Genomic DNA, 25,534 nt, shown 5'->3' on the forward strand with positions numbered 1-25,534 from the left:
TGCACAGTGGCCCTGGGCTCGGAGCGGAAGCCGTACCGGAGGCGGTGCGGCAGGCCTTTCGGGAGCGGGAGCCGTAAGGCTTCCGCGCTGCAAGCCGGACAAGCCGGACGCGAGGGAAAGCCGGCGGCCCCAACCACGGGACCGATCGCCGCCGAGACCTGACTCTCGCCGCCCCGCACCGTCATACTGGGCGGACACGCACCACGCGAGGCGCCCTCGGCGTATCGCCCCGCACCACCCGCACCCGCACAACTCTCCGACCAGGAACCGGAGCCCCGGCATGACCGTCTGCCTGCTCCTGCTGAGCGTCGTCGCCCTGACGGCCGCCCTGCCGGCGCCGCGCGCGCTGACCCGTGCCGCCTGGCCCGAGCGGGAGCCCGTGGTCGCGCTGTGGGTGTGGCAGTGCCTGGTCGCCACCGTCCTGCTGTGCTGCCTGGCCGCACTGGTCCTGGGCGCGGCGGCCGTCTTCCACACCGTCCGCGACCGCGTGTTCGCCCCCGCGCCGCCCTCCGTCACCGCCGCCTACGACCTCTCCTCCGCGCCGGTGTGGGCCGCCGTCCTCACCGTGCTGCTGGCCTGCGGGGCCGGCTGGACGACGGCGATGCTGGCGCGGGAACTCGTCGAGGCCCGCCGCAGCCGTGACCAGGCCCGCGCCCAGCTGCGGGAGCGTGCCCCCGACCTCCCGGCCGGACTGCCGGCGGCGCGCGGCCCGATGCTGGTGCTGGAGGACGAGTACCCGGACGCCTGGTGGATGCCCGGACACCCGCCGCAGCTGGTCGTCACCACCGGGGCGCTCCACCGGCTCACCGACCACCAGCTGGACGCCGTCCTCACCCACGAGCGCGGGCACGCGCGTGCCCACCACGACTGGCTGCTGCACCTGTCCACCGCGCTCGCCACGGGCTTCCCGCGCGTGCCGCTGTTCGCCCACTTCTGCGACCAGACGCACCGCCTGGTCGAGCTGGCCGCCGACGACACGGCGTCCCGGCGCTGCGGCCACCTCACCACGGCCCTAGCGCTGATCGAGCTGAACCAGCACCGGGGTGTCCTGTCCTGCGACTCCAGCCGTCGCCTCCTCGGCGAACGCGTGGACCGCCTGCTGGAACCGCCGCCACGGCTGCTGCGCCGGCACCGGGCCCTGACGACGACGGTGGCCGCCCTGGTGCCGCTGCTGCCATTGCTGATCACGTTCGCGCCGGGGCTGACGGCACTGTCCTGACGGCCGTGTCCCGACGGGTCCGCAGGGTGGCGGATCTTCTCGTCCGGAGAGGAAAACCCGCAGCTCAGCGGCGTATCCGACGCCCCCTCACCTAGCGCAACACTTCGGCAACACGACTTTCCCTACCGCATCGGTATGGTTCCAGCCGTGCCACCCACCGACCGTCCCCGAGACAACGACGGTCAGGGCGCCGCGACGACCGTCGCCGCCCACCGCGCACGTCGTCGGCTGCGCGCGGACCGGGCCAGGCAGCTCGCCGATCTGCTGCGCCGCCAGATCCTCACCGGCGCCTTCCAGAACGGCCCCCTCCCCCACGAGTCGACCCTCGCCGCCGACTACCGAGCCTCCCGCAACACCGTCCGCCTGGCCCTGGACCTCCTCAGGGCCGAGGGCCTGGTGGAACGGCTGCCCGGCGTCGGCACCGTGATCGTCGCCCGGAAGTACCCGCACGGGCTCGACCGCCTGATGGGCCTCGCGGAAACCCTCCGCGAACACGGCCGCGTCACCAACGAGGTCCGCACCATGGGCCCCGCCCCCGCACCCGCCCCAGTGGCCGACCGCCTCCACGTCCCCGCCGGCGCCGAGGTCCTCTACATCGAGCGTCTGCGCCGCCTGAGCGGCCTGCCCCTCTCCCTCGACCTCACCTACATCCCGCTCGACATCGGCACCGCCCTGCTCGGTGCGGACCTGGAGAACACCGATGTCTTCCGCCTTCTGGAAGCCATCACTGGCCAGCGCCTCGGCCAGGCCGAGATCACCCTGGAAGCGGTGAACGCTGACACCCACTCCGCCGCCGTGCTCCAGGCCCCGCGCGGCGCCGCCGTACTGATGCTGGAACGCCTCACCCACCTCGCCGACGGCCGACCCCTCGACCTGGAGTTCATCCGCTTCCGCGGCGACCGGATCACCATGAGCGGCCTGCTCAACCGGTCGTAGACACCCTGCCGGCACCCCTGCCTGCACGGTTCCTGGAGAGAGCCATGCCCTTGGCGCCCCAGCGGGCCGACGTGCCCGTGACCATCGACGAGTCGAAGTGCATCGACGGCTGCACCCTCTGCGTGGACATGTGCCCGCTGGACTCCCTCGCCATCGACGAGACCAACGGCAAGGCGTACATGCACGTCGACGAGTGCTGGTACTGCGGCCCCTGCGCGGCCCGCTGCCCCACCGGGGCCGTCACGGTCAACATGCCCTACCTGCTCCGGTGAGAGGTACAACCGCCACGAAACGAACGGCAGTCACCGCATCCACCGTCGCACTCCTCCTCCCCCTGTCCGCCTGCGGCGGCAGCGCCGAGGCGGGCAGCGACTCCACGGTCACCGTGACCGTCGGCTACCAGTCCAAGACCATCAACACCGTCACCGCGGGCACCCTGCTGCGCTCCCTCGGCTCCTTCGAGAAGCAGCTCAACTCCCTGCACGACGGCCACGCCTACAAGGTCGACTGGCAGGACTACGCCACCGGCGCCCCGATCACCGCCCAAATGACCGCCGGCAAGGTGGACATCGGCTCGATGGGCGACTTCCCACTGCTGCTCAACGCCGCCCGCGGCAAGCAGCTCGGCCGCGGCACCCGCCTGGTCTCGGTGACCGGTTACAACCTGCGCGGCGGGCTCAACACCGTCGTCACCGCGCCCGGCTCGACACTCACCTCCCTGCACGACCTCAAGGGCAAAAAGGTCTCCACGAGCGTCGGCTCCGCCGCAGACGGCACCCTCGTACGGGCCCTGCAACGCGCCGGCATCGACCCGGACGAGGGCATCTCCAAACTCAACCAGCAGCCCGCTGTCGGCGCCTCGGCGCTCTCCTCCGGCGGCGTGGACGCTCTGTCGCAGTTCGTCGCCTGGCCGGGCCTGCTCGCCTACCTGGGCAAGGCGAAGGCCCTGTACGACGGCGCCCAGCTGAATCTGCCCACCTTCCATGGCGTCACCGCCCGGGAGGACTTCGCCAAACAGCACCCGGCCGTTCTGGAGGCCTTTCTCAAGGCCCAGGCGGAGGCGACGGACTACCTCAACGTCCACCCCGTCGCCGCCGCCGAGAAGGTCGCGAAGGCCACCGGCCTGCCCGCCGAGGTCGTCTACCTGTACAGCGGCGCCCACGGCATCGCCACCTTCGACCCGGCCGTCAAGCCGCAGCTCGTCTCCGCGCTGAAGCAGGACGTGTCCGTACTGAAGGCCGCCAAGCTGACCGGCGACATCGACGTGGACTCCTTCGTCGACGACCAGTACGTCAAGAAGGCCCTCGGTGCCCCCTATGCCAAGCGGCTCATCGCCACGCCCGCACCGGCCGCGAGCGAGGTGTGGGCCAAGGGCAGCGAGAAGACGGTCTCCTTCAAGTCCGCGAAAGAGCTGCTGACTTACGCGGTTGGACACCAGGACGGCATCCGCGCCGCCTACGTGCCCGACGCCACCACCGGCACCCTCTGGTTCGCCGACAAGGCTGTCTGGGTGGCCGACGGCAACCAGTTGCTGCCCTTCGTCACACCGGCGACCGCCCAGGCCTACATCACCGCCCACGGCGGCGCCCGCACGGTGTCGTACCGCGAGGCTCTGGAGCGGGCCTCATGACCCGGCGGCCCCTCGCCCGGTATGCGTTGCGGGCGGCCTCCCTGGCCGCCTTCCTCGGCCTGTGGCAACTGCTGACCAGCCTCAACGTCGATCTGTGGCTGCGCTTCTCGCAGTTCCCGACAGTCACCGAAGTGGCGCGCGCCTTCGCCGGCCGGCTCGCCGGAGGCGACTTCTGGACCGACCTCACCGACAGCCTCACCCGGATCCTGACCGGCTTTGCCCTCGCGGCCGTCCTGGGCGTGGTCACGGGCGTGCTCGTGGCCCGCTCGCGCCTCGCCGAGGATCTGCTCGGCCCGGTCCTGGAGGTGATCCGCCCGATCCCGGCGATCGCCCTCGTCCCGGTCGCGATCCTGCTCTTCCCGTCCAATGAGCAGGGCATCGTCTTCATCACCTGCACCGCCGCCTTCTTCCCCGTGCTGGTTTCCACCCGGCACGCGGTCCGCGCGCTGACCCCTGTCTGGGAAGAGGCGGTGCGCACCATGGGCGGCGGGCGGCTGCGGATCCTCGGTTCGGTCGTGCTGCCCGGCGCGCTGCCCGGCATCTTCGGTGGGCTGTCGGTCGGCATCGGCGTGTCGTGGATCTGCGTGATCTCCGCCGAGATGATCTCCGGCCAGTACGGGGTCGGCTACCGCACCTGGCAGGACTACACGGTGGTGAACTACCCGGGCGTCTTCGTCGGCATGGTCACGATCGGCGTTCTCGGCTGGGTCACCTCCACGGCCGTGGAACTTCTCGGCCGGCGCCTGACCCGCTGGCTGCCCCGCTCCTCGTACGTCCCCGGTGGCCGCACCCGCGTTCCCCGGCCTGTCGCCGCCCCCTTCCGTGCCGACGGCGATTCCAAGCACCAGGCCCAGCCCGAGCAGCAGGGCCAGAAGGACACCGAGGAGGCCCGCAATGAGCACCTCGTCTGAGGCCGTCGCCTCTCCCGTCGCGCCGGCTTCAAGGGCCGTACACGGCACCCGGCTCACCTTCCGGAACGCCGTGCTCGGCCACCCGGACGCGCCGGTGCTGTACGACGTCGACCTGGACGTCTCCCCCGGTGAGATCCTCGCCGTCGTAGGCCCGTCCGGCTGCGGCAAGTCCACGCTGCTGCGCACCCTCGCCGGACTGTTGCCTCCGCTGGGCGGCGCGGCAGAAGCAGACGGTGTCCCGCTGATGGGGCCGTCGGCCGACCGTGCGCTGGTCTTCCAGGAGGACGCGCTGCTGCCATGGCGCACCTTGCGCGGGAACGTCGAACTGCCGCTCGCCATCAGCGGCGTACCGCGCTCCGAACGCCGTTCCCGGGCCGAGTCCTGGCTCCGCCGCGTCGGACTGAGCGCACATGCGGGGCAGTTGCCGCACCGGGTGTCAGGTGGGCAGCGCCAGCGTGCCCAGTTGGCCCGTGCGCTGGCCGACAGCCCGCGCGCCGTCCTCATGGACGAGCCCTTCGGCGCCCTTGACGCCCAGACCCGCTCCGGCATGCAGGACCTGCTGGTGGAGGTGTTGCGCGGCACGGGCGCGACCGTCGTCTTCGTCACGCACGACGTCGACGAGGCCCTCTTCCTCGGCGACCGCGTGGCCGTGCTCGGCCCCGGCCGGGTGGCCGCCGTACGGGACGTGCCCGGGCCACGCGACCGCGGGGCCGTGGACGACCCGGCCCGCGTGGCGCTGCGCCGCGACATCCTCACCTCGCTCGGCTCCTGAAAGGCACCCCGGTGACCACCCCCGCCACCACTCACCCGGAGATTCCGGCCATCGCCGACGCCGAGGAGCTGACCTGCGACGTCCTCGTCATCGGCGGCGGCACCGCCGGCACCATGGCCGCCCTGACCGCCGCCGAGCGCGGCGCGAACGTCCTGCTGCTGGAGAAGGCCCACGTCCGACACTCCGGCGCGCTCGCCATGGGCATGGACGGCGTCAACAACGCGGTCATCCCCGGCCGCGCCGAACCCGACGACTACGTTGCCGAGATCACCCGCGCCAACGACGGCATCGTCGACCAGTCCACCGTCCGCCAGACCGCCACCCGCGGTTTTGCCATGGTGCAGCGGCTGGAGTCGTACGGCGTCAAGTTCGAGAAGGACGAGCACGGTGAGTACGCGGTGCGGCAGGTGCATCGCTCCGGCTCGTACGTACTGCCCATGCCAGAGGGAAAGGACGTCAAGAAGGTCCTGTACCGGCAATTGCGGCGGCGCGAGATGCGGGAGCGGATCCGGATCGAGAACCGGGTGATGCCGGTCCGGGTCCTGACCGCCGAGCGGCGGGCGGTGGGCGCCGCTGGCTTCCACACCCGTACCGGCGCCTTCGTCACCGTCCGCGCGGGCGCGGTCATCCTCGCCACCGGCGCCTGCGGCCGGCTCGGCCTGCCCGCCTCCGGCTACCTCTACGGCACCTACGAGAACCCCACCAACGCCGGTGACGGGTACGCCATGGCCTACCACGCGGGCGCCGAGCTGACCGGCATCGAGTGCTTCCAGATCAACCCGCTGATCAAGGACTACAACGGCCCGGCCTGCGCCTACGTCGCCAACCCCTTCGGCGGCTACCAGGTCAACCGGCACGGCGAGCGTTTCGTCGACTCCGACTACTGGTCGGGGCAGATGATGGCCGAGTTCTCCGCCGAGGTCGCCGGCGACCGCGGCCCGGTCTACCTCAAGCTCAGCCACCTCCCGGAGGAGTCGATCTCCGCGCTGGAGTCGATCCTGCACTCCACCGAGCGGCCCACCCGGGGCACCTTCCACTCCGGGCGCGGGCACGACTACCGCACCCACGACGTCGAGATGCACATCTCCGAGATCGGCCTGTGCGGCGGCCACTCCGCCTCCGGCGTCCGCGTCGACGACCACGCCCGTACGACCGTGCCCCGCCTCTACGCCGCCGGCGACCTCGCCTGCGTGCCGCACAACTACATGATCGGCGCCTTCGTCTTCGGCGACCTTGCGGGGGCGGACGCCGCCCAGTACACCGCGTACGAGGGGGAGCTTCCCACGGACCAGGTGCGCGAGGCGCATGAGCTGATCTACCGCCCGCTGCGCAACCCGGACGGTCCGCCGCAGCCCCAGGTCGAGTACAAGCTGCGCCGCTTCGTGAACGACTACGTGGCGCCGCCGAAGTCCGGTGCCCGGCTCTCCCTCGCCCTGGAGGCCTTCGAGCGGATGCGCGCCGACATCGCCGCCATGGGGGCCCGTAGCCCGCACGAGTTGATGCGCTGCGCCGAGGTCGGCTTCATCCGTGACTGCGCCGAGATGGCCGCTCGCGCCTCTCTCGCCCGCACCGAGTCCCGCTGGGGCCTCTACCACGACCGTCTCGACCACCCCGGCCGCGACGACGTCTCCTGGTTCCACCATCTCGATCTGCACAAGTCCCCCTCAGGTGCGCTGGAGTTCACGGCTCGTCCCGTGGCTCCATATCTGGTCCCGGTCGAGGAGTTCGCCCCGGTCGGCGGTGCCCCCCGCCGGCTCGGCGAGGTCCGTCCCGAGGACGTGGCCACGGCCGGGCCGCGCGAGGTGGCACCGGTCGCCGCAGGACCGACGCCCGTGCGTGTCACCGCCTCCGCCGACCGGGCCGACGTAGCGGGCACCGCCTCGCCCCGGCTCCTCGATCTGCTGGCGCTGGCCGAGACGGAACCCGAACTCGCCGTGCTTGAGCCCTACTTGGCCGACCCGGATCCCGCCGTCCGTCGTACGACCGTCTCGGTCCTCACCGAGACCGTGCCGCCCGGCACCGGGCAGGCTCTGGCCCGCGCCCTGTCCGATCCCGACGCCGAGGTCCGCGCGGCCGCCGCTGCCTCACTGCGCGAACTGGTCGAGACGCTGTCGCCCGAACCCGCCCTCGGCACCGCTCTCACCGGCGCCCTCACCTCGCTCGACCCCGTGGTCCGCGCCGCCGCCCTCGATGTGCTGCGCGCCCTGCGGCTCGGCGAAGCCGGGGTGTTCGCGGCGGGGCTGGACGACCCCGACGTCGCTGTCCGTACCGAAGCCGTACGGGCCCTCGTCTCCGTCGACGCGGTCGGGCCGCTGACGGCTGCTGCGAACGATCCCTCCCGGGAGGTCCGGGTCACCGTGGCCAAGGCCCTGGCCGCCGTCGGCTCGGCGTCCCTGACCGCAGCCGACCGGGCGCTGCTCTCCACCGCCCTGGACCGGCTCACCGAGGACGGCGATCCCCTGGCGCGTGGCGCCGCTTTCGCCGCGCTGGCCGGCACCGGCTGCCCGGGTCCGCTCACCAACCGCGCCGTGGCCGCGCTGTCCGACCCGGCCTGGCAGGTCCGCTCCGGCGCCGCCACCGCACTGTCGGCCGCGTCCGCCGAGGCCGCCGTCCCCGCCCTGGCCAAGGCGCTGGCCGACCCCAACGCCGACGTGCGCAAGGCGACGGTTCTGGCCCTGACCCGGCACCGGGCCACGGAGGAGGCCCGCGCGGCCCTTGCCACGGCGACAGCCGACACCGACGCGGACGTCAGGGCGTACGCGGCTCGGGGGCTGTGACAGCCGCCGCGTACGGCGGACAGTGGGCTATATCCAGTCGTCCGGCTCCGGCTCCTCGTCCGGCTCCGGCCAGTCGGCGTCCTGCGCGTCGCCTGCGGTCGTGGCCGGGTCGTCCAGGGCGGCCAGCACGGCCAGCACGCCCTCCCCGTACGTCGCCAGCTTCTTCTCGCCGACGCCGCTCACCGTGCCGAGTTCACGCACCGAACCGGGCCTGCGGCTGACGATCTCCCGCAGGGTGGCGTCATGGAAGATGACGTACGCCGGTACGCCCTGCTCTCGGGCCTGTTCGGCGCGCCAGGCACGCAGCGCCTCGAAGGCGGGGAGGAGTTCGTCCGGCAGCTCGGCCGCGACGGCCTTGGCCTTGCGGTCGCCGTCGGAGGCCCCGGCCGACCGGGACCGGGAGACGGCCGGCTTCTTGGGCTCCTTGCGCAGCGGCACATCCCGCTCGCTCCGCAGCACGGTGCCGCTCGCCTCGGTGAGCACCAGAGTGCCGTACTCCCCCTCGACCGCGAGCAGCCCCTGTGCCAGCAGCTGCCGGACGACGCCCCGCCACTCGGCCTCGGTGAGGTCCTGTCCGATGCCGAAGACGGACAGCTGGTCGTGGTCGAACTGGATCACCTTACCGGTGCGCTTGCCGAGCAGGATGTCGACGATCTGCACGGCGCCGAACTTCTGCCCCCGCTCCCGCTGCAGCCGTACCACCGTCGACAGCACCTTCTGCGCGGCGATCGTGCCGTCCCAGGTCTCCGGCGGGGTGAGGCAGGTGTCGCAGTTGCCGCAGCCCGCCGCATCGGGGTCCTGACCGAAGTAGGCGAGCAGCTGGCCGCGGCGGCAGCGGGCGGTCTCGCACAGCGCGAGCATGGCGTCGAGGTGGGCGGTGGCCCGGCGGCGGAACGCCTCATCGCCCTCACCGGACTGGATCAGCTTGCGCTGCTGTATGACGTCGTTCAGGCCGTACGCCATCCAGGCCGTGGACGGCAGTCCGTCGCGGCCCGCGCGGCCGGTCTCCTGGTAGTAGCCCTCGATCGACTTGGGCAGGTCCAGGTGGGCCACGAACCGTACGTCCGGCTTGTCGATTCCCATGCCGAAGGCGATGGTCGCTACCACGACCAGGCCGTCCTCGCGCAGGAACCGGGCTTGGTGGGTGGCGCGCATGCCCGCGTCCAGGCCCGCGTGGTACGGCACCGCCGCGATGCCGTTGGCGGTCAGGAACTCCGCGGTCCGCTCCACCGAGTTGCGCGACAGGCAGTACACGATGCCGGCGTCGCCCGCGTGCTCCTCGCGGAGGAAGGCGAGCAGCTGCTTCCTGGGGTCGGCCTTGGGCACGATCCGGTACTGGATGTTGGGCCGGTCGAAGCTGGCGACGAAGTGGCGGGCCGTCGGGAGATTCAGCCGCTGGGTGAGCTCCTGGTGGGTGGCGTGGGTGGCCGTGGCGGTGAGGGCCATGCGCGGGACGTCCGGCCAGCGCTCGCCGAGGAGGGACAGGGTGAGGTAATCGGGGCGGAAGTCGTGACCCCACTGGGACACGCAGTGCGCCTCGTCGATCGCGAAGACGGAGATCTTGCCGCGGGAGAGCAGGTCCAGGGTGCCCTCAAGGCGCAGCCGCTCCGGCGCCAGGTACAGCAGGTCCAGCTCGCCGGCCAGGAACTCGGCCTCGACCACGCGCCGCTCGTCGAAGTCCTGCGTGGAGTTGATGAAGCCGGCGCGCACGCCGAGGGCACGCAGCGCGTCCACCTGGTCCTGCATGAGCGCGATCAGCGGCGAGATCACCACGCCCGCACCCGGTCTGACCAGGGCCGGGATCTGGTAGCACAGCGACTTTCCGCCACCGGTGGGCATGAGGACGACGGCGTCGCCGCCCGCCACCACATGCTCGATGATCGCTGCCTGCTCGCCCCGGAAGGCCTCGTACCCGAAGACCCGGTGCAGCGTGGCCAGCGCCTCGCTTTCGGCCGCGCCCGGCCCCTCGGTCACCTGTGGCATCTCGCTGATCCCGCCCGTCGCACCCATCGTCCTGTCCCCCGTCGGTCCCCCGTGTGTCGTTCCTCGACCACTGCGTCCACCATAGGGGCCCGGACCGACAGCCTCGGAGTTATCCACAGGCTCGGTCCGTTCTTCCGCGTAATCGGACGCTGACGTGAAGCAACGAGCGGCTTTCCCCGTCGCCGGCAGCACGACGGCCCGGCATCCCTGAGGTGCCGGGCCGCTGTGTACCTGGGAGTGTCAGCGCACGAACACTCCCGCCTGGCTCGCCAGATTCAGGAAGTACTGCGGCGCCACACCGAGCACCACCGTCACCGCCACGCCCACGGCGATCGCCGCCATGGTCAGCGGGGACGGGACGGCCACGGTCGGGCCCTCCGGCCTGGGCTCGCTGAAGAACATCAGGACGATCACGCGGATGTAGAAGAACGCGGCGATCGCCGAGGAGATCACACCGACCACGACCAGCGGGGCCGCGCCGCCGTCCGCCGCCGCCTTGAACACCGCGAACTTCCCGGCGAAGCCGGAGGTCAGCGGGATACCGGCGAAGGCCAGCAGGAACACCGCGAAGACCGCCGCGACCAGCGGGGAGCGGCGGCCGAGCCCCGCCCACTTCGACAGGTGGGTCGCCTCGCCGCCCGCGTCGCGCACCAGCGTGACCACCGCGAAGGCGCCGATCGTCACGAACGAGTAGCCGGCCAGGTAGAAGAGGACGGACGAGACGCCGTCCTTCGACATGGCGATGACACCCGCGAGGATGAATCCGGCGTGCGCGATGGAGGAGTACGCCAGCAGCCGCTTGATGTCGGTCTGCGTGATCGCGATGATCGCGCCGCCGAGCATGGTGATGATCGCCACCGCCCACATGACCGGCCGCCAGTCCCAGCGCATCCCGGGCAGGACGACGTACAGCAGACGAAGCAGCGCGCCGAACGCGGCCACCTTCGTCGCCGCCGCCATGAAGCCGGTCACGGGGGTCGGCGCGCCCTGGTAGACGTCCGGCGTCCACATGTGGAACGGCACCGCGCCCACCTTGAACAGCAGGCCCATCACGATCAGGGCGCTGCCGAGCAGCAGCAGTGCGTCGTTGCCCATGGTGTTGGCGAGCGCCGGGTCGACGTTGGTGACCGTGCCGTCGACGACCTGCGCGATGCGCGCGTACGACACCGAGCCCGCGTAGCCGTACAGCAGGGCGATGCCGAACAGCGTGAACGCGGAGGCGAACGCGCCGAGCAGGAAGTACTTGACCGCGGCTTCCTGCGACATCAGCCGCTTGCGGCGGGCCAGCGCGCACAGCAGGTACAGCGGCAGGGAGAAGACCTCCAGGGCCACGAACAGGGTCAGCAGGTCGTTGGCCGAGGGGAACACCAGCATGCCGGCGATCGCGAAGAGGAGGAGCGGGAAGGCCTCCGTGGTGGTGAATCCCGCCTTCACCGCCGCTTTCTCGCTGTCGCTCCCCGGTACGGATGCGGCCTGCGCGGCGAAGGAGTCGACGCGGTTGCCGTGCGCGGCCGGGTCCAGGCGCCGCTCGGCGAAGGTGAACAGGCCGACGAGACCGGCCAGCAGGATCGTGCCCTGCAGGAACAGGGACGGGCCGTCGACCGCGATCGCCCCCATGGCCGCGATGTGCGCCTTGGTGGTGCCGTAGCCGTCGGCCGCCAGCGCGACCACCGCGGCGAACGCGGCGCACAGCGCGACGACGGACACGAACACCTGGGCGTAGTAGCGGGACTTGCGCGGGACGAACGCCTCGATCAGCACGCCGACCAGCGCCGCACCGACGACGATCAGCGTCGGCGACAATTGTCCGTATTCGATCTTCGGTGCCGGGATCTTCGCGATCGGGTCGACCGCGGTTGTCCACAGGCTGTGGACGGCTGTTGCGCTCACTTGGCCGCCTCCACCGAGGGCTTGGGGTCGGTCTTGTGTACGTCGGACATGGTCTGCTTGACCGCAGGGTTGACGATGTCCGTGACGGGCTTCGGGTAGACGCCCAGGAAGATCAGCAGCACGATCAGCGGGGCGACGACGACGAGTTCACGCGCGCGTAGGTCGGGCATCGCCGAGACCTCGGGCTTCACCGGGCCCGTCATCGTCCGCTGGTACAGGACGAGGGTGTAGAGCGCGGCGAGGACGATGCCGAAGGTGGCGATGATGCCGATCGCCGGATAGCGCGCGAACGTGCCGACCAGGACCAGGAACTCGCTGACGAACGGGGCGAGTCCGGGCAGCGAGAGGGTGGCGAGGCCGCCGATCAGGAAGGTGCCGGCGAGCACCGGGGCGACCTTCTGCACGCCCCCGTAGTCGGCGATGAGCCGCGAGCCGCGCCGGGAGATCAGGAAGCCGGCGACCAGCATCAGCGCGGCCGTGGAGATGCCGTGGTTGACCATGTAGAGCGTCGCGCCGGACTGGCCCTGGCTGGTCATCGCGAAGATGCCCATGATGATGAAGCCGAAGTGCGAGATCGACGCGTAGGCGACCAGGCGCTTGATGTCCCGCTGGCCGACGGCGAGCAGTGCGCCGTAGACGATGCTGATCAGGGCCAGGACGAGGATGACGGGCGTCGCCCACTTGCTGGCCTGGGGGAACAGCTGGAGGCAGAAGCGGAGCATCGCGAAGGTGCCGACCTTGTCGACGACCGCGGTGATGAGGACGGCGACCGGAGCGGTGGACTCCTGCATGGCGTTGGGCAGCCAGGTGTGCAGCGGCCACAGCGGCGCCTTCACCGCGAACGCGAAGAAGAAGCCCAGGAACAGCCAGCGTTCGGTGCTCGTCGCCATGTGCAGCGAGCCGTTCGCGCGGGCCTGCGCGATCTCCTGGAGGCTGAAGTTTCCGGCCACCACGTAGAGGCCGATCACCGCGGCCAGCATGATCAGGCCGCCGACCAGGTTGTAGAGAAGGAACTTGACGGCCGCGTACGACCGTTGCGTCGAGGCCGCCTCCTCGCCCTGCGCGTGTGCGCGGTCTCCGAAGCCGCCGATGAGGAAGTACATCGGGATGAGCATGGCTTCGAAGAAGATGTAGAAGAGGAAGACGTCGGTGGACTCGAACGAGATGACCACCATCGCCTCGACGGCCAGGATCAGCGCGAAGAAGCCCTGGGTGGGACGCCAGCGGCGGCTGCCCGTCTCCAGCGGGTCCGCGTCGTGCCAGCCCGCGAGGATGATGAACGGGATCAGTACGGCGGTCAGGGCGACCAGCGCAACCCCGATGCCGTCGACCCCCAGCTCGTATCTCACGCCGAAGTTCTCGATCCAGGCGTGGGACTCCGTGAGCTGGTAGCGGGCGCCGCCCGGGTCGAAACGGACCAGGACGATGATCGCCAGGGCGAGTGTGGCGAGCGAGACGAGCAGCGCCAGCCACTTTGCGGCGGTGCGCCGCGCGGCCGGTACGGCGGCCGTGGCGACGGCCCCCACGGCCGGGAGCGCCGCCGTCGCTGTCAGCAGAGGAAAGGACATCGGTATCAGACCGCCCTCATCAGCAGGGTTGCGGCGACCAGGAGTGCCGCACCGCCGAACATCGAGACCGCGTAGGAGCGGGCGAAGCCGTTCTGGATCCGGCGGAGCCGTCCGGACAGGCCGCCGAAGCCGGCCGCCGTGCCGTTGACGACGCCGTCGACCAGGGTGTGGTCGACGTAGACCAGGGAGCGCGTCAGGTGCTCGCCGCCGCGCACCAGGACCACATGGTTGAAGTCGTCCTGGAGCAGGTCGCGGCGGGCCGCGCGGGTGAGCAGCGAGCCGCGTGGAGCGACGGCCGGGACGGGCTTGCGGCCGTACTGGGCCCAGGCGATGCCGACGCCGACGGCCAGGCAGACCATGGTCGCGCCGGTGACCGCCGCCGCACTGACCGGGGAGTGGCCCTCGCTGTGCCCGGTGACCGGCTCGAGCCAGTGCAGGAAGCGGTCGCCGAGGTTGAAGAAGAAACCGCCGGCCACCGATCCCACTGCCAGCACGATCATGGGGATCGTCATGACCTTGGGCGACTCGTGCGGGTGCGGCTCTGCGTACTCGCCGCGCGTCTCGGCAGCGGGCTCCACACTCGGTTCGGCCGGGGACGGGGTCGGGGCGTGCCTCCAGCGTTCTTCTCCGAAGAACGTCATCAGCATCACGCGCGTCATGTAGAAGGCGGTGATGGCCGCGCCCAGCAGGGCCGCACCGCCGAGGATCCAGCCCTCCGTACCGCCCCTGGCGAAGGCCGCCTCGATGATCTTGTCCTTGGAGAAGAAGCCGGACAGGCCCGGGAAGCCGATGATGGCGAGATAGCCGAGCCCGAAGGTGATGAACGTGATCGGCATGTACTTGCGCAGGCCGCCGTAACGGCGCATGTCGACCTCGTCGTTCATACCGTGCATGACGGAACCGGCGCCGAGGAACAGCCCGGCCTTGAAGAAGCCGTGCGTCACCAGGTGCATGATCGCGAAGACGTAACCGATGGGGCCGAGGCCCGCGGCGAGCACCATGTAGCCGATCTGGGACATGGTCGAGCCGGCCAGCGCCTTCTTGATGTCGTCCTTGGCGCAACCGACGATCGCACCGAAGAGGAGCGTGACCGCACCGACCACGGTGACGGCGAGTTGGGCGTCGGGTGCCGCGTTGAAGATGGCGGCGGAACGGACGATCAGGTAGACGCCCGCGGTCACCATCGTCGCCGCGTGGATCAGGGCCGAGACCGGGGTCGGGCCCTCCATGGCGTCACCGAGCCAGGACTGCAGCGGCACCTGGGCCGACTTGCCGCAGGCGGCGAGGAGCAGCATCAGGCCGATCGCGGTGAGCTTGCCCTCGGAGGTGTCGCCGGCGTGGCTGAGGACCGGGCCGAAGGCGAAGCTGCCGAAGGTGGTGAACATCAGCATGATCGCGATCGACAGGCCCATGTCGCCGACGCGGTTGACCAGGAAGGCCTTCTTCGCGGCCGTCGCGGCGCTGGGCTTGTGCTGCCAGAAGCCGATCAGCAGGTACGAGGCGAGGCCGACGCCCTCCCAGCCGACGTACAGCAGCAGGTAATTGTCGGCGAGGACGAGCAGCAGCATCGCCGCGAGGAACAGGTTCAGGTAGCCGAAGAAGCGGCGGCGGCGCTCGTCGTGCTCCATGTAGCCGACCGAGTACAGGTGGATCAGCGAGCCGACGCCCGTGATGAGCAGGACGAACGTCATCGACAGCTGGTCCAGGCGGAAGGTGACGTCCGCCTGGAAGCCGCCGACCGGGATCCAGGTCCACAGGTGCTGGGTCAGCGTGCGTTGGTCGGCGCTCTTGCCGAGCAGGTCGGCGAAGAGGACGACACCGATGGCGAAGGAGACGAACGAGAGCAGCGTGCCGATCCAGTGGCCGACGCTGTCCAGGCGCCGGCCGCCGACCAGGAGGACGGCCGCTCCGAGCAGGGGCGCCGCGATGAGCAGCGCGATCAGGTTCTCCACGATTCTTCCGACCCCTTACAGCTTCATCAGGCTGGCGTCGTCGACCGAGGCCGAGTGGCGGGTACGGAACAGCGACACGATGATCGCGAGGCCCACCACGACCTCCGCGGCGGCGACGACCATCGTGAAGAAGGCGATGATCTGGCCGTCGAGGTTGCCGTGCATCCGGGAGAAGGTGACGAACGCGAGGTTGCAGGCGTTCAGCATCAGCTCGATGCACATGAAGACCACGATGGCGTTGCGCCGGATCAGTACGCCGGTCGCGCCGATCGTGAACAACAGGGCGGCGAGGTAGAGGTAGTTGACCGGGTTCACTTCGACGCCTCCTCGGGCCGCTTGAACGTCGCCGGTTCGATCCCCGTGCGCTCCAGGCGTTCCTCCGCGCGCTGCTCCAGCGCCCGCAGGTCGTTGAGTGCCTCCGCGGACACGTCACGGATCTGGCCGCGCTCGCGCAGCGTCTTGCTGACGGTCAGCTCGGACGGGGTGCCGTCGGGGAGCAGGCCCGCGATGTCGACGGCGTTGTGCCGGGCGTAGACACCGGGGGCGGGCAGCGGCGGCACGTACGTGCCCTCGCGGACGCGCTGTTCGGACAGCTCGCGCTGGGTCTTGGCACGCTCGGTGCGCTCGCGGTGGGTGAGCACCATGGCACCGACGGCGGCCGTGATCAGCAGGGCGCCGGTGATTTCGAAGGCGAAGACGTACTTGGTGAAGATGAGGGAGGCGAGGCCCTCCACATTGCCGTTCGCGTTCGCCCGGCCGGTGCCGGCGAACTCCTTCAGGGAGGCGTTCCCGATGCCGGCGAGCAGCAGGACGCCGAAGCCGACCCCACACAGAAGGGCGAGCCAGCGCTGGCCCTTGATGGTCTCCTTCAGCGAGTCCGCGGCCGTGACGCCGACGAGCATCACCACGAACAGGAACAGCATCATGATCGCGCCGGTGTAGACGACGATCTGCACGATGCCCAGGAAGTAGGCGCCGTTGGCGAGGTAGAACACCGCCAGGACGATCATGGTCCCGGCCAGGCAGAGCGCGCTGTGCACGGCCTTCTTCATGAAGACGGTGCCCAGGGCGCCGATCACCGCGACGGTGCCGAGGACCCAGAACTGGAAGGCCTCACCGGTGGAGGTGGTGTAGGCGGCGAGCTGTGGGCTCATGCGTCCACCTCCTGGTCTTCCGGCTTATCGCCCTTGGAGACGGCGGTCTGGCGGACCGTGCCGGGCGCGGCCTGGGTCACCAGGCCCCGGTAGTAGTCCTGCTCGTCGGTCCCCGGGAAGATCGCGTGCGGTGTGTCGACCATGCCCTCTTCGAGGCCGGCGAGGAGCTGTTCCTTGGTGTAGATGAGGTTGGCGCGGCTGGAGTCGGCAAGTTCGAACTCGTTGGTCATCGTCAGCGCGCGCGTGGGGCACGCCTCGATGCACAGGCCGCACAGGATGCAGCGGGCGTAGTTGATCTGGTAGACGCGACCGTACCGCTCGCCCGGCGAGTAGCGTTCCTCGTCGGTGTTGTCGGCGCCCTCCACGTAGATGGCGTCGGCGGGGCAGGCCCAGGCGCACAGCTCGCAGCCGACGCACTTCTCCAGGCCGTCCGGATGGCGGTTGAGCTGGTGCCGTCCGTGGAACCGCGGAGCCGTGGTCTTCTTCTGCTCCGGGTACTGCTCGGTCAGCCGCTTCTTGAACATGGCCTTGAAGGTCACGCCGAAGCCGGCCACGGGATTCTGGAAACCGGGCTTGGTCTCCTTGGGCTCCTCAGCCATCGGACGCCTCCTTTCCATCCGAAGATCCGTCACTGACGGTGTCCGACCCACCACTGACAATCAGCTCCCGCTCACGGCGCGAGCGGCGCCTGGGCACCGGCGGCAACTCCTGTCCGGGCAGCGGCGGTACGGGGAATCCGCCCGCCATCGCGTCGAATCCGGCCTCCTCGGCGGCGGGCTGCTCGGCCGCCTTGGCCTTCTCCCGGAACATGTCGACGACGAAGGAGATCACCGGCAGGGCGAGAACCGCGCCGACGACCGGTAGTGCGATGCTCGGGAAGTCGTAGTGCTCGTTACGCAGGACCCGTACGGTCGCCACGAGCATCAGCCAGGTCACGGAGACCGGGATGAGGACCTTCCAGCCGAGCTTCATCAGCTGGTCGTAGCGGACGCGAGGGAGCGTGCCGCGCAGCCAGATGAAGAAGAACAGCAGCAGCTGGACCTTGATCACGAACCAGAGCAGCGGCCACCAGCCGTGGTTCGCGCCCTCCCAGACGGAGCTGATCGGCCAGGGGGCGCGCCAGCCGCCGAGGAACAGCGTGGTCGACACGGCCGACACCGTCACCATGTTCACGTACTCGGCGAGCATGAACATCGCGAACTTGATGGACGAGTACTCGGTGTTGAAGCCGCCGACCAGGTCGCCCTCGGACTCCGGCATGTCGAAGGGGGCGCGGTTGGTCTCGCCGACCATCGTGACGATGTAGAGGATGAACGAGACCGGCAGCAGCAGGATGTACCAGCGGTCGTGCTGCTGCTCGACGATCGTGGACGTCGACATCGACCCCGAGTACAGGAACACGGAGGCGAACGCGGCGCCCATGGCGATCTCGTAGGAGATCATCTGCGCGCAGGAGCGCAGGCCGCCGAGGAGCGGGTAGGTGGATCCGGAACTCCAGCCCGCAAGGACGATGCCGTAGATGCCGACGGAGGCGATCGCGAGGATGTAGAGCATCGCGATCGGCAGGTCGGTCAGCTGCATCGTGGTGCGGGTGCCGAAGATCGAGATCTCGTTGTCGGCCGGGCCGAAGGGGATCACCGCGATCGCCATGAAGGCCGGGATGGCCGCGACGATCGGCGCCAGGACGTAGACCACCTTGTCGGCGCGCTTGACGATGATGTCTTCCTTGAGCATCAGCTTCACGCCGTCGGCGAGCGACTGGAGCATGCCCCAGGGGCCGTGCCGGTTCGGGCCGATGCGCAGCTGCATCCAGGCGACGACCTTGCGCTCCCAGACGATGGAGAACAGCACGGTCACCATCAGGAAGGCGAAGCAGAACACGGCCTTGATGACGACCAGCCACCAGGGGTCGCGGCCGAACATCGAGAGGTCTTCAGCTGCGAGGTACGGGCTCATGCCTCCACCTCCTTGGGGGCCTGTTCGGCGGATGCCGCCGGGCCGATGCGGACGAGTGAGCCGGGCCGTGCCCCGGTGTCGGAGGCGACGCCGGCGCCGACGGAGTTCAGCGGAAGCCAGACCACCCGGTCGGGCATCTCGGTGATCCGCAGCGGCAGTTCGACGGTGCCGGCGGGGCCGGTGACGGCGAGGGCGCCGCCTTCCTTGACGCCCGCCTCGGCCGCCGTCGCCGCCGACACGCGCGCGTGTGCGGCGTGCCGGGTTCCGGCGAGCGCGTCGTCGCCCTCCTGGAGGACGCCCTGGTCGAGGAGGAGCCGGTGCCCGGCGAGTACGGCCTCGCCGGCGGCGGGGCGGGGCAGCGCGCCCGCGGACTCCTGGGGGGCGGAGGCGCGCGGGCCGTCCCAGGAGCCGAGCCGGTCGATCTCCGCACGCGTGGTGCGCAGATCCGGCAGGCCCAGGTGGACATCCATGGCGTCGGCCAGCATCTGCAGCACGCGCGCGTCGGTCGGTGCCAGGCGACGGGTCATCTGGTCGGGCTTGAGGGCGGCGTCGAAGAACCGCACCCTGCCTTCCCAGTTGAGGAAGGTGCCCGCCTTCTCGGCGACCGCGGCCACCGGCAGGACGACATGGGCGTGCTCGGTGATCTCGCTGGGCCGCAGCTCCAGCGACACCAGGAAGCCGACGCTGTCGAGTGCCTCCCGCGCGCGTGCCGGGTCGGGCAGGTCGGCGACCTCCACTCCGGCGACCACGAGGGCCGACAGTTCGCCGGTGGCGGCGGCCTCGACGATGTGGTGGGTGTCGCGGCCGTAGCGCAGCGGGAGTTCGGCGAGCCCCCAGACGGCGGCGACCTCCTCCCGCGCACGCGGGTCGGTCGCCGGACGGCCGCCCGGCAGCAGCGACGGCAGCGCGCCCACCTCGACGGCACCGCGCTCACCGGCCCGGCGCGGGATCCACACCAGCTGGGCGCCGGTCGCGGCGGCGGCGCGTACGGCGGCGGTGAGGCCGCCGGCCACCGCGGCGAGCCGCTCACCGACGGCGATGACCGCGCCCTCGGTGCGCAGCGCCTCGGCGGCACGGGTGCCGGGCTCCTCCAGGCCGACGCCGCTCGCGAGGGCGTCCAGCCACTCGGTCTCGGTGCCGGGCGCGGCCGGCAGCAGGGTGCCGCCCGCCTTCTGCAGGCCCCGGGTGGCGTGTGTGGCCAGCGCGAACACCTTCTGCTTGCGCTTGCGCCAGGCCTTGCGCAGTCGCAGGAAGACGCCGGGCGCCTCCTCCTCCGACTCGAAGCCGACCAGCAGGACTGCGGGCGCCTTCTCCAGGGAGGTGTAGGTGACGCCCGTACCGTCGAGGTCCCGGCCGCGGCCTGCCACCCGGGAGGCCAGGAAGTCTGCCTCCTCGCCGCTGTGCACGCGCGCGCGGAAGTCGATGTCGTTGGTGTCGAGCGCCACGCGCGCGAACTTGCTGTACGCGTAGGCGTCCTCGACCGTCAGCCGGCCGCCGATGAGGACGCCGGCCCGGGAACGAGCGGCGGTCAGGCCCTGGGCGGCCGCCTCCAGGGCTTCCGGCCAGGACGCGGGTTCCAGGACGCCGTCGGCGTTTCGGACGAGCGGGGTGTCCAGGCGGTCCTTCATCTGCGCGTACCGGAACGCGAAGCGTCCCTTGTCGCAGATCCACTCCTCGTTGACCTCGGGGTCGTTCTCGGCGAGCCGGCGCATGACCTTGCCGCGCCGGTGGTCGGTGCGGGTGGCACAGCCGCCGGAGCAGTGCTCGCAGACCGACGGCGAGGAGACGAGGTCGAAGGGGCGGGAGCGGAACCGGTAGGCCGCCGAGGTGAGCGCGCCGACCGGGCAGATCTGGATGGTGTTGCCGGAGAAGTACGACTCGAACGGGTCGCCCTCGCCGGTGCCGACCTGCTGGAGTGCGCCCCGCTCGATCAGCTCGATCATCGGGTCGCCCGCGATCTGGTTGGAGAAGCGGGTGCAGCGGGCGCACAGCACGCACCGCTCGCGGTCGAGCAGCACCTGCGTGGAGATCGGTACGGGCTTTTCGTAGGTGCGCTTCTTGCCTTCGAAGCGGGACTCGGCGTTGCCGTGCGACATGGCCTGGTTCTGCAGCGGGCACTCGCCGCCCTTGTCGCAGACCGGGCAGTCCAACGGGTGGTTGATGAGCAGCAGCTCCATCACACCCTGCTGGGCCTTCTCGGCGACCGGCGAGGTGAGCTGGGTCTTCACCACCATGCCGTCGGTGCAGGTGATGGTGCAGGACGCCATCGGCTTGCGCTGGCCCTCGACCTCGACGATGCACTGACGGCAGGCGCCGGCGGGATCGAGCAGGGGGTGGTCGCAGAACCGGGGAACCTCGATGCCGAGCTGCTCGGCGGCCCGGATGACCAGGGTGCCCTTGGGCACGCTGATCTCGATGCCGTCGATCGTCAGCGTGACGAGGTCTTCCGGCGGGACCGCCGCCTGTCCCCCACCCGTGGGAGCACTGGTGGTCACGGTCATGCGTTCACCTCCGGGCGGTCCGCCCAGGCCGTCGACTTGTCCGGGTCGAAGGGACAGCCCCGGCCCGTGATGTGCTGCTCGTACTCCTCGCGGAAGTACTTCAGCGAGGAGAAGATCGGGGACGCGGCGCCGTCACCGAGGGCGCAGAACGACTTGCCGTTGATGTTGTCGGCGATGTCGGCGAGCTTGTCGAGGTCGGGCATGGTGCCCTTGCCTGCCTCGATGTCCCGCAGCAACTGCACCAGCCAGTACGTCCCTTCGCGGCAGGGCGTGCACTTGCCGCAGGACTCGTGGGCGTAGAACTCGGTCCAGCGGGTCACCGCCCGCACCACGCAGGTCGTCTCGTCGAAGCACTGCAGGGCTTTCGTGCCGAGCATGGAACCCGCGGCGCCCACTCCTTCGTAATCAAGAGGGACGTCGAGGTGCTCGTCGGTGAACATCGGCGTCGAGGAGCCGCCCGGCGTCCAGAACTTCAGGCGGTGCCCGGTCCGCATGCCGCCGCTCATGTCGAGGAGTTGGCGGAGCGTGATACCGAGCGGGGCCTCGTACTGGCCGGGGCTGGCGACATGGCCGCTGAGCGAGTAGAGCGTGAAGCCCGGGGACTTCTCGCTGCCCATCGACCTGAACCAGTCTTTCCCGTTTTTCAGGATCGCGGGAACCGACGCGATCGACTCGACGTTGTTCACAACAGTCGGACAGGCGTAGAGGCCTTCCACCGCAGGGAAGGGGGGACGGAGCCGCGGTTGACCACGGCGGCCTTCGAGCGAGTCCAGCAGTGCGGTCTCCTCACCGCAGATGTACGCGCCGGCGCCCGCGTGCACGGTGAGCTTCAGGTCCAGCCCGCTGCCCAGGATGTTCTCGCCGAGGTAGCCCGCCGCGTAGGCCTCGCGCACGGCCTCGTGCAACCGCCGCAGGACGGGGACGACTTCACCACGCAGATAGATGAAGGCATGCGACGACCTGATGGCATAACACGCGATCACAATGCCCTCGATGAGGCTGTGCGGGTTCGCGAAGAGGAGCGGGATGTCCTTGCAGGTCCCGGGCTCCGATTCGTCGGCGTTGACAACTAGATAGTGCGGTTTTCCATCACCCTGCGGAATGAACTGCCACTTCATTCCGGTCGGGAACCCCGCGCCGCCGCGGCCGCGCAGACCGGACTCCTTGACGTACGCGATCACGTCGTCCGGTGACATGGCGAGCGCCTTGCGGAGCCCCTCGTACCCCTCGTGCCTCTGGTAGACGTCCAGAGTCCAGGACCGGTCCTCGTCCCAGAAGGCCGACAGCACGGGTGCGAGCAGCTTCTCGGGGCTCGTGTCCTTGACCTCGGGTACCACGGTCATCACTCCCCCTCCTCGGCGGTAGGCCCTGCCGGATGGGCCGGGTCGGAGGCCGATGTATCCAGCGGCGCGTCATGGGAACTGAGGTGTTCGGCCGGCGACGGCTCGTGCACCTTGCCCTGCGGTTCCTCGTGGGGACCTCCGCGCGGATGGACCACGCGCGCGGGTGCGGCCTCTCCCCTTGCCAGGCGAAGGCCCACCAGCGACGCCGGTCCCGCACCTCCGCCCTCCTCGACGGCCCCGGGCCGCTCGTCGGGGAAGCCGGCCAGGATCCGCGCGGTCTCCTTGAACGTGCACAGCCGCGCCCCGCGCGTGGGCTGTACGGGCCGTCCCGCGCGCAGGTCGTCGACCAGGCGCTTGGCGCTGCCCGGCGTCTGGTTGTCGAAGAACTCCCAGTTGACCATCACGACCGGCGCGTAGTCGCAGGCCGCGTTGCACTCGATGTGCTCCAGCGTGACCTTGCCGTCGTCGGTGGTCTCGCCGTTGCCGACGCCCAGGTGCTCCTGAAGGGTCTCGAAGATCGCGTCTCCGCCCATCACCGCGCACAGCGTGTTGGTGCACACGCCCACCTGGTAGTCGCCGGACGGCTTGCGCCGGTACATGGTGTAGAAGGTGGCGACGGCGGTGACCTCGGCCGTGGTCAGGTCCAGCATGTCCGCGCAGAACTGCATTCCGGTGCGCGTGACATGGCCCTCCTCCGACTGCACGAGGTGAAGCAGCGGAAGCAGGGCGGACCGGGAGTCCGGGTAGCGCGCGATGACCTCGCGCGCGTCCGCCTCCAGCCGGGCCCGGACGTCGTCCGGGTAGGCGGGCGCGGGCAGTTCGGGCATGCCCAGGCTGACGCCCCGCTCCGAAGAAGAGGTGGTCACCGGTCGACGCCTCCCATCACGGGGTCGATGGACGCGACGGCGACGATGACGTCGGCGACCTGGCCGCCCTCGCACATCGCCGCCATGGCCTGCAGGTTGGTGAAGGACGGGTCGCGGAAGTGGACCCGGTAGGGGCGGGTGCCGCCGTCGGAGACGGCGTGCACGCCGAGTTCGCCCTTGGGGGATTCGACGGCCGCGTACGCCTGTCCCGGCGGGACGCGGAAGCCCTCGGTGACGAGCTTGAAGTGGTGGATCAGGGCCTCCATGGAGGTACCCATGATCTTCTTGATGTGGTCGAGGGAGTTGCCGAGTCCGTCCGGTCCGAGAGCGAGCTGGGCGGGCCAGGCGATCTTCTTGTCGGCGACCATGACCGGGCCGGGCTGGAGCCGGTCCAGGCACTGCTCGACGATCCTGAGCGACTGGCGCATCTCCTCCAGGCGGACCAGGAAGCGGCCGTAGGCGTCGCAGCTGTCGGCGGTCGGGATCTCGAAGTCGTACGTCTCGTAGTCGCAGTACGGCTGGGTCTTGCGCAGGTCGTGCGGCAGGCCTGTGGAGCGCAGGATGGGGCCGGTGGCGCCGAGGGCCATGCAGCCGGCCAGGTCGAGGTAGCCGATGTCCTGCATGCGGGCCTTGAAGATGGGGTTGCCGGTGGCGAGCTTGTCGTACTCCGGGAGGTTCTTCTTCATCTTCTTCACGAACTCGCGGATCTGGTCCACCGCGCCGGGCGGCAGGTCCTGGGCGAGTCCGCCGGGGCGGATGTACGCGTGGTTCATCCTCAGGCCCGTGATGAGCTCGTAGAGGTCGAGAATCATTTCACGATCACGGAAGCCGTAGATCATGATCGTGGTGGCCCCGAGCTCCATGCCGCCGGTGGCGATGCACACCAGGTGGGAGGACATCCGGTTCAGCTCCATCAGGAGCACTCGGATGATCTTGGCGCGCTCGGTGATGTCGTCCTCGATGCCGAGGAGTTTCTCGACGGCGAGGCAGTAGGCGGTCTCGTTGAAGAACGACGTCAGGTAGTCCATGCGCGTGACGAAGGTGGTGCCCTGCGTCCACGTGCGGTACTCGAGGTTCTTCTCGATGCCGGTGTGCAGATAGCCGATGCCGCAACGGGCCTCGGTGACCGTCTCGCCCTCGATCTCCAGGATCAGGCGGAGCACTCCATGGGTGGAGGGGTGCTGGGGACCCATGTTGACGACGATGCGTTCGTCGTCCGCGCGGGTCGCGGACTGGACGACCTCGTCCCAGTCGCCACCGGTGACCGTGTAGACGGTGCCCTCGGTGGTTTCCCGGGCGGCTGCTGACTGGGTGCTGCTCACGAGTACGACCTCCGCTGGTCCGGAGCCGGGATCTGGGCGCCCTTGTACTCGACGGGGATGCCGCCGAGGGGGTAGTCCTTGCGCTGCGGGTGGCCCTGCCAGTCGTCCGGCATCATGATCCGCGTCAGGGCCGGGTGACCGTCGAAGACGATTCCGAAGAAGTCGTAGGTCTCGCGCTCGTGCCAGTCGTTCGTCGGATAGACCGAGACGAGGGACGGGATGCGCGGGTCGGCGTCGGGGGCGCTGACTTCGAGGCGGATCAGCCGGTTGTGGGTGATCGAGCGCAGGTGGTAGACGGCGTGCAGCTCGCGGCCCTTGTCGTGCGGGTAGTGGACGCCGCTGACGCCGGTGCACAGTTCGAAGCGCAGGGCCGGGTCGTCGCGCAGGGTGCGCGCGACACGGAGCAGGTGCTCACGCTCGATGTGGAAGGTGAGCTCGCCGCGGTCGACGACCGTCTTCTCGATGGCGTTCTCCGGGAGGAGTCCCTGTTCCTCCAGGGCGCCCTCCAGCTCATCGGCGACCTCGTCGAACCAGCCGCCGTAGGGGCGGGCCGCCGGCCCCGGGAGTCGGACCGAGCGGACCAGGCCGCCGTAGCCGGAGGTGTCGCCGCCGTTGTTGGCGCCGAACATGCCGCGCTGGACGCGGATCTCCTCGCCGCCCTGGCCGCGCTGGCCGGGGAGGTTGGAGGCGGAGAGGTCCTTCTCGGGGTTCACCCCGTTCGCGGACCCGTTCACGCCGCCCATGCCGTTGCCGT

General features: G+C 70.2%; 20 protein-coding genes. 7 read left to right on the forward strand and 13 right to left on the reverse strand.

What is annotated here, in order from left to right; genetic code table 11:
* Positions 1-280: 280 nt before the first annotated feature.
* The 7 genes from AB0M27_RS18835 (at position 281) to AB0M27_RS18865 (ending at position 8,245) form a co-directional block, all read left to right on the forward strand.
* Positions 281-1,219 (forward strand): M56 family metallopeptidase, encoded by a 939-nt coding sequence (locus tag AB0M27_RS18835; RefSeq protein WP_365722977.1) that lies wholly within the window; start codon positions 281-283, stop codon positions 1,217-1,219.
* Positions 1,220-1,366: 147 nt separating this feature from the next.
* Complete coding sequence (locus tag AB0M27_RS18840) at positions 1,367-2,155, forward strand: GntR family transcriptional regulator (RefSeq protein WP_365722978.1); 789 nt, start codon at positions 1,367-1,369, stop codon at positions 2,153-2,155.
* A gap of 44 nt (positions 2,156-2,199) precedes the next feature.
* Positions 2,200-2,427: a ferredoxin family protein gene (locus tag AB0M27_RS18845; protein ID WP_031166915.1), complete on the forward strand. Its 228-nt coding sequence runs from the start codon at positions 2,200-2,202 to the stop codon at positions 2,425-2,427.
* A complete protein-coding gene (locus AB0M27_RS18850) occupies positions 2,424-3,785 on the forward strand; it encodes an ABC transporter substrate-binding protein (RefSeq protein WP_365722979.1) in 1,362 nt (453 codons plus the stop codon). Before AB0M27_RS18845 ends, AB0M27_RS18850 begins: the two co-directional genes overlap by 4 nt.
* Positions 3,782-4,696: an ABC transporter permease gene (locus AB0M27_RS18855; RefSeq protein WP_365722980.1), complete on the forward strand. Its 915-nt coding sequence runs from the start codon at positions 3,782-3,784 to the stop codon at positions 4,694-4,696. The genes AB0M27_RS18850 and AB0M27_RS18855 overlap by 4 nt, the downstream gene beginning before the upstream one ends.
* Positions 4,680-5,468 carry an ABC transporter ATP-binding protein gene (locus AB0M27_RS18860; RefSeq protein WP_365722981.1) on the forward strand — a complete coding sequence of 263 codons (789 nt, stop codon included), beginning with the start codon at positions 4,680-4,682 and terminating at the stop codon, positions 5,466-5,468. The genes AB0M27_RS18855 and AB0M27_RS18860 overlap by 17 nt, the downstream gene beginning before the upstream one ends.
* Positions 5,469-5,479: 11 nt before the next feature.
* The gene (locus tag AB0M27_RS18865) at positions 5,480-8,245 is read left to right on the forward strand and encodes a fumarate reductase/succinate dehydrogenase flavoprotein subunit (RefSeq protein ID WP_365722982.1); all 2,766 of its coding nucleotides are present in this window, start codon (positions 5,480-5,482) and stop codon (positions 8,243-8,245) included.
* 27 nt (positions 8,246-8,272) lie between these two features.
* Here the strand turns inward: AB0M27_RS18865 and recQ are convergent, their stop codons facing one another.
* From recQ to AB0M27_RS18930, 13 genes are all read right to left on the reverse strand, one after another.
* Positions 8,273-10,255 (reverse strand): DNA helicase RecQ, encoded by a 1,983-nt coding sequence (gene recQ / locus AB0M27_RS18870; protein WP_365722983.1) that lies wholly within the window; start codon positions 10,253-10,255, stop codon positions 8,273-8,275.
* Between the two features lie 213 nt (positions 10,256-10,468).
* A complete protein-coding gene (nuoN, locus tag AB0M27_RS18875) occupies positions 10,469-12,118 on the reverse strand; it encodes an NADH-quinone oxidoreductase subunit NuoN (RefSeq protein WP_365722984.1) in 1,650 nt (549 codons plus the stop codon).
* A complete protein-coding gene (locus AB0M27_RS18880; RefSeq protein ID WP_365722985.1) occupies positions 12,115-13,686 on the reverse strand; it encodes an NADH-quinone oxidoreductase subunit M in 1,572 nt (523 codons plus the stop codon). Before AB0M27_RS18880 ends, nuoN begins: the two co-directional genes overlap by 4 nt.
* Positions 13,687-13,691: 5 nt before the next feature.
* Positions 13,692-15,638 carry an NADH-quinone oxidoreductase subunit L gene (gene nuoL / locus AB0M27_RS18885; RefSeq protein WP_365722986.1) on the reverse strand — a complete coding sequence of 649 codons (1,947 nt, stop codon included), beginning with the start codon at positions 15,636-15,638 and terminating at the stop codon, positions 13,692-13,694.
* Positions 15,639-15,653: 15 nt separating this feature from the next.
* The gene (nuoK, locus tag AB0M27_RS18890; protein WP_023547474.1) at positions 15,654-15,953 is read right to left on the reverse strand and encodes an NADH-quinone oxidoreductase subunit NuoK; all 300 of its coding nucleotides are present in this window, start codon (positions 15,951-15,953) and stop codon (positions 15,654-15,656) included.
* On the reverse strand, positions 15,950-16,792 hold the full coding sequence (locus tag AB0M27_RS18895) for an NADH-quinone oxidoreductase subunit J (protein ID WP_365722987.1): 843 nt from the start codon (positions 16,790-16,792) through the stop codon (positions 15,950-15,952). The genes nuoK and AB0M27_RS18895 overlap by 4 nt, the downstream gene beginning before the upstream one ends.
* Positions 16,789-17,391: an NADH-quinone oxidoreductase subunit NuoI gene (nuoI, locus tag AB0M27_RS18900; RefSeq protein WP_365722988.1), complete on the reverse strand. Its 603-nt coding sequence runs from the start codon at positions 17,389-17,391 to the stop codon at positions 16,789-16,791. Before nuoI ends, AB0M27_RS18895 begins: the two co-directional genes overlap by 4 nt.
* Positions 17,384-18,748: an NADH-quinone oxidoreductase subunit NuoH gene (gene nuoH, locus AB0M27_RS18905; RefSeq protein ID WP_365722989.1), complete on the reverse strand. Its 1,365-nt coding sequence runs from the start codon at positions 18,746-18,748 to the stop codon at positions 17,384-17,386. The genes nuoI and nuoH overlap by 8 nt, the downstream gene beginning before the upstream one ends.
* On the reverse strand, positions 18,745-21,249 hold the full coding sequence (locus tag AB0M27_RS18910; protein ID WP_365722990.1) for an NADH-quinone oxidoreductase subunit G: 2,505 nt from the start codon (positions 21,247-21,249) through the stop codon (positions 18,745-18,747). The genes nuoH and AB0M27_RS18910 overlap by 4 nt, the downstream gene beginning before the upstream one ends.
* Entirely contained in the window at positions 21,246-22,595 is a 1,350-nt protein-coding gene (nuoF, locus tag AB0M27_RS18915; RefSeq protein ID WP_365722991.1) for an NADH-quinone oxidoreductase subunit NuoF, read from the reverse strand. Before nuoF ends, AB0M27_RS18910 begins: the two co-directional genes overlap by 4 nt.
* Positions 22,592-23,458 (reverse strand): NADH-quinone oxidoreductase subunit NuoE, encoded by an 867-nt coding sequence (nuoE, locus tag AB0M27_RS18920; RefSeq protein WP_365722992.1) that lies wholly within the window; start codon positions 23,456-23,458, stop codon positions 22,592-22,594. Before nuoE ends, nuoF begins: the two co-directional genes overlap by 4 nt.
* Positions 23,455-24,780 (reverse strand): NADH-quinone oxidoreductase subunit D, encoded by a 1,326-nt coding sequence (locus AB0M27_RS18925; protein ID WP_365722993.1) that lies wholly within the window; start codon positions 24,778-24,780, stop codon positions 23,455-23,457. The genes nuoE and AB0M27_RS18925 overlap by 4 nt, the downstream gene beginning before the upstream one ends.
* Entirely contained in the window at positions 24,777-25,523 is a 747-nt protein-coding gene (locus tag AB0M27_RS18930; RefSeq protein ID WP_365723095.1) for an NADH-quinone oxidoreductase subunit C, read from the reverse strand. Before AB0M27_RS18930 ends, AB0M27_RS18925 begins: the two co-directional genes overlap by 4 nt.
* Between the last annotated feature and the right edge of the window lie 11 nt (positions 25,524-25,534).

It is taken from the genome of Streptomyces sp. NPDC052107, assembly GCF_040680215.1.
Classification (GTDB): Bacteria; Actinomycetota; Actinomycetes; order Streptomycetales; family Streptomycetaceae; genus Streptomyces.

Coding starts and splice junctions, on each gene's coding strand:
- AB0M27_RS18835 (WP_365722977.1), top strand. CDS start 281: ATGACCGTCTGCCTGCTCCTGCTGAGCGTCGTCGCCCTGACGGCCGCC.
- AB0M27_RS18845 (WP_031166915.1), top strand. CDS start 2,200: ATGCCCTTGGCGCCCCAGCGGGCCGACGTGCCCGTGACCATCGACGAG.
- AB0M27_RS18855 (WP_365722980.1), top strand. CDS start 3,782: ATGACCCGGCGGCCCCTCGCCCGGTATGCGTTGCGGGCGGCCTCCCTG.
- AB0M27_RS18860 (WP_365722981.1), top strand. CDS start 4,680: ATGAGCACCTCGTCTGAGGCCGTCGCCTCTCCCGTCGCGCCGGCTTCA.
- recQ (WP_365722983.1), bottom strand. CDS start 10,255: ATGGGTGCGACGGGCGGGATCAGCGAGATGCCACAGGTGACCGAGGGG.
- AB0M27_RS18880 (WP_365722985.1), bottom strand. CDS start 13,686: ATGTCCTTTCCTCTGCTGACAGCGACGGCGGCGCTCCCGGCCGTGGGG.
- AB0M27_RS18895 (WP_365722987.1), bottom strand. CDS start 16,792: ATGAGCCCACAGCTCGCCGCCTACACCACCTCCACCGGTGAGGCCTTC.
- nuoI (WP_365722988.1), bottom strand. CDS start 17,391: ATGGCTGAGGAGCCCAAGGAGACCAAGCCCGGTTTCCAGAATCCCGTG.
- nuoH (WP_365722989.1), bottom strand. CDS start 18,748: ATGAGCCCGTACCTCGCAGCTGAAGACCTCTCGATGTTCGGCCGCGAC.
- AB0M27_RS18910 (WP_365722990.1), bottom strand. CDS start 21,249: ATGACCGTGACCACCAGTGCTCCCACGGGTGGGGGACAGGCGGCGGTC.
- AB0M27_RS18930 (WP_365723095.1), bottom strand. CDS start 25,523: ATGGGCGGCGTGAACGGGTCCGCGAACGGGGTGAACCCCGAGAAGGAC.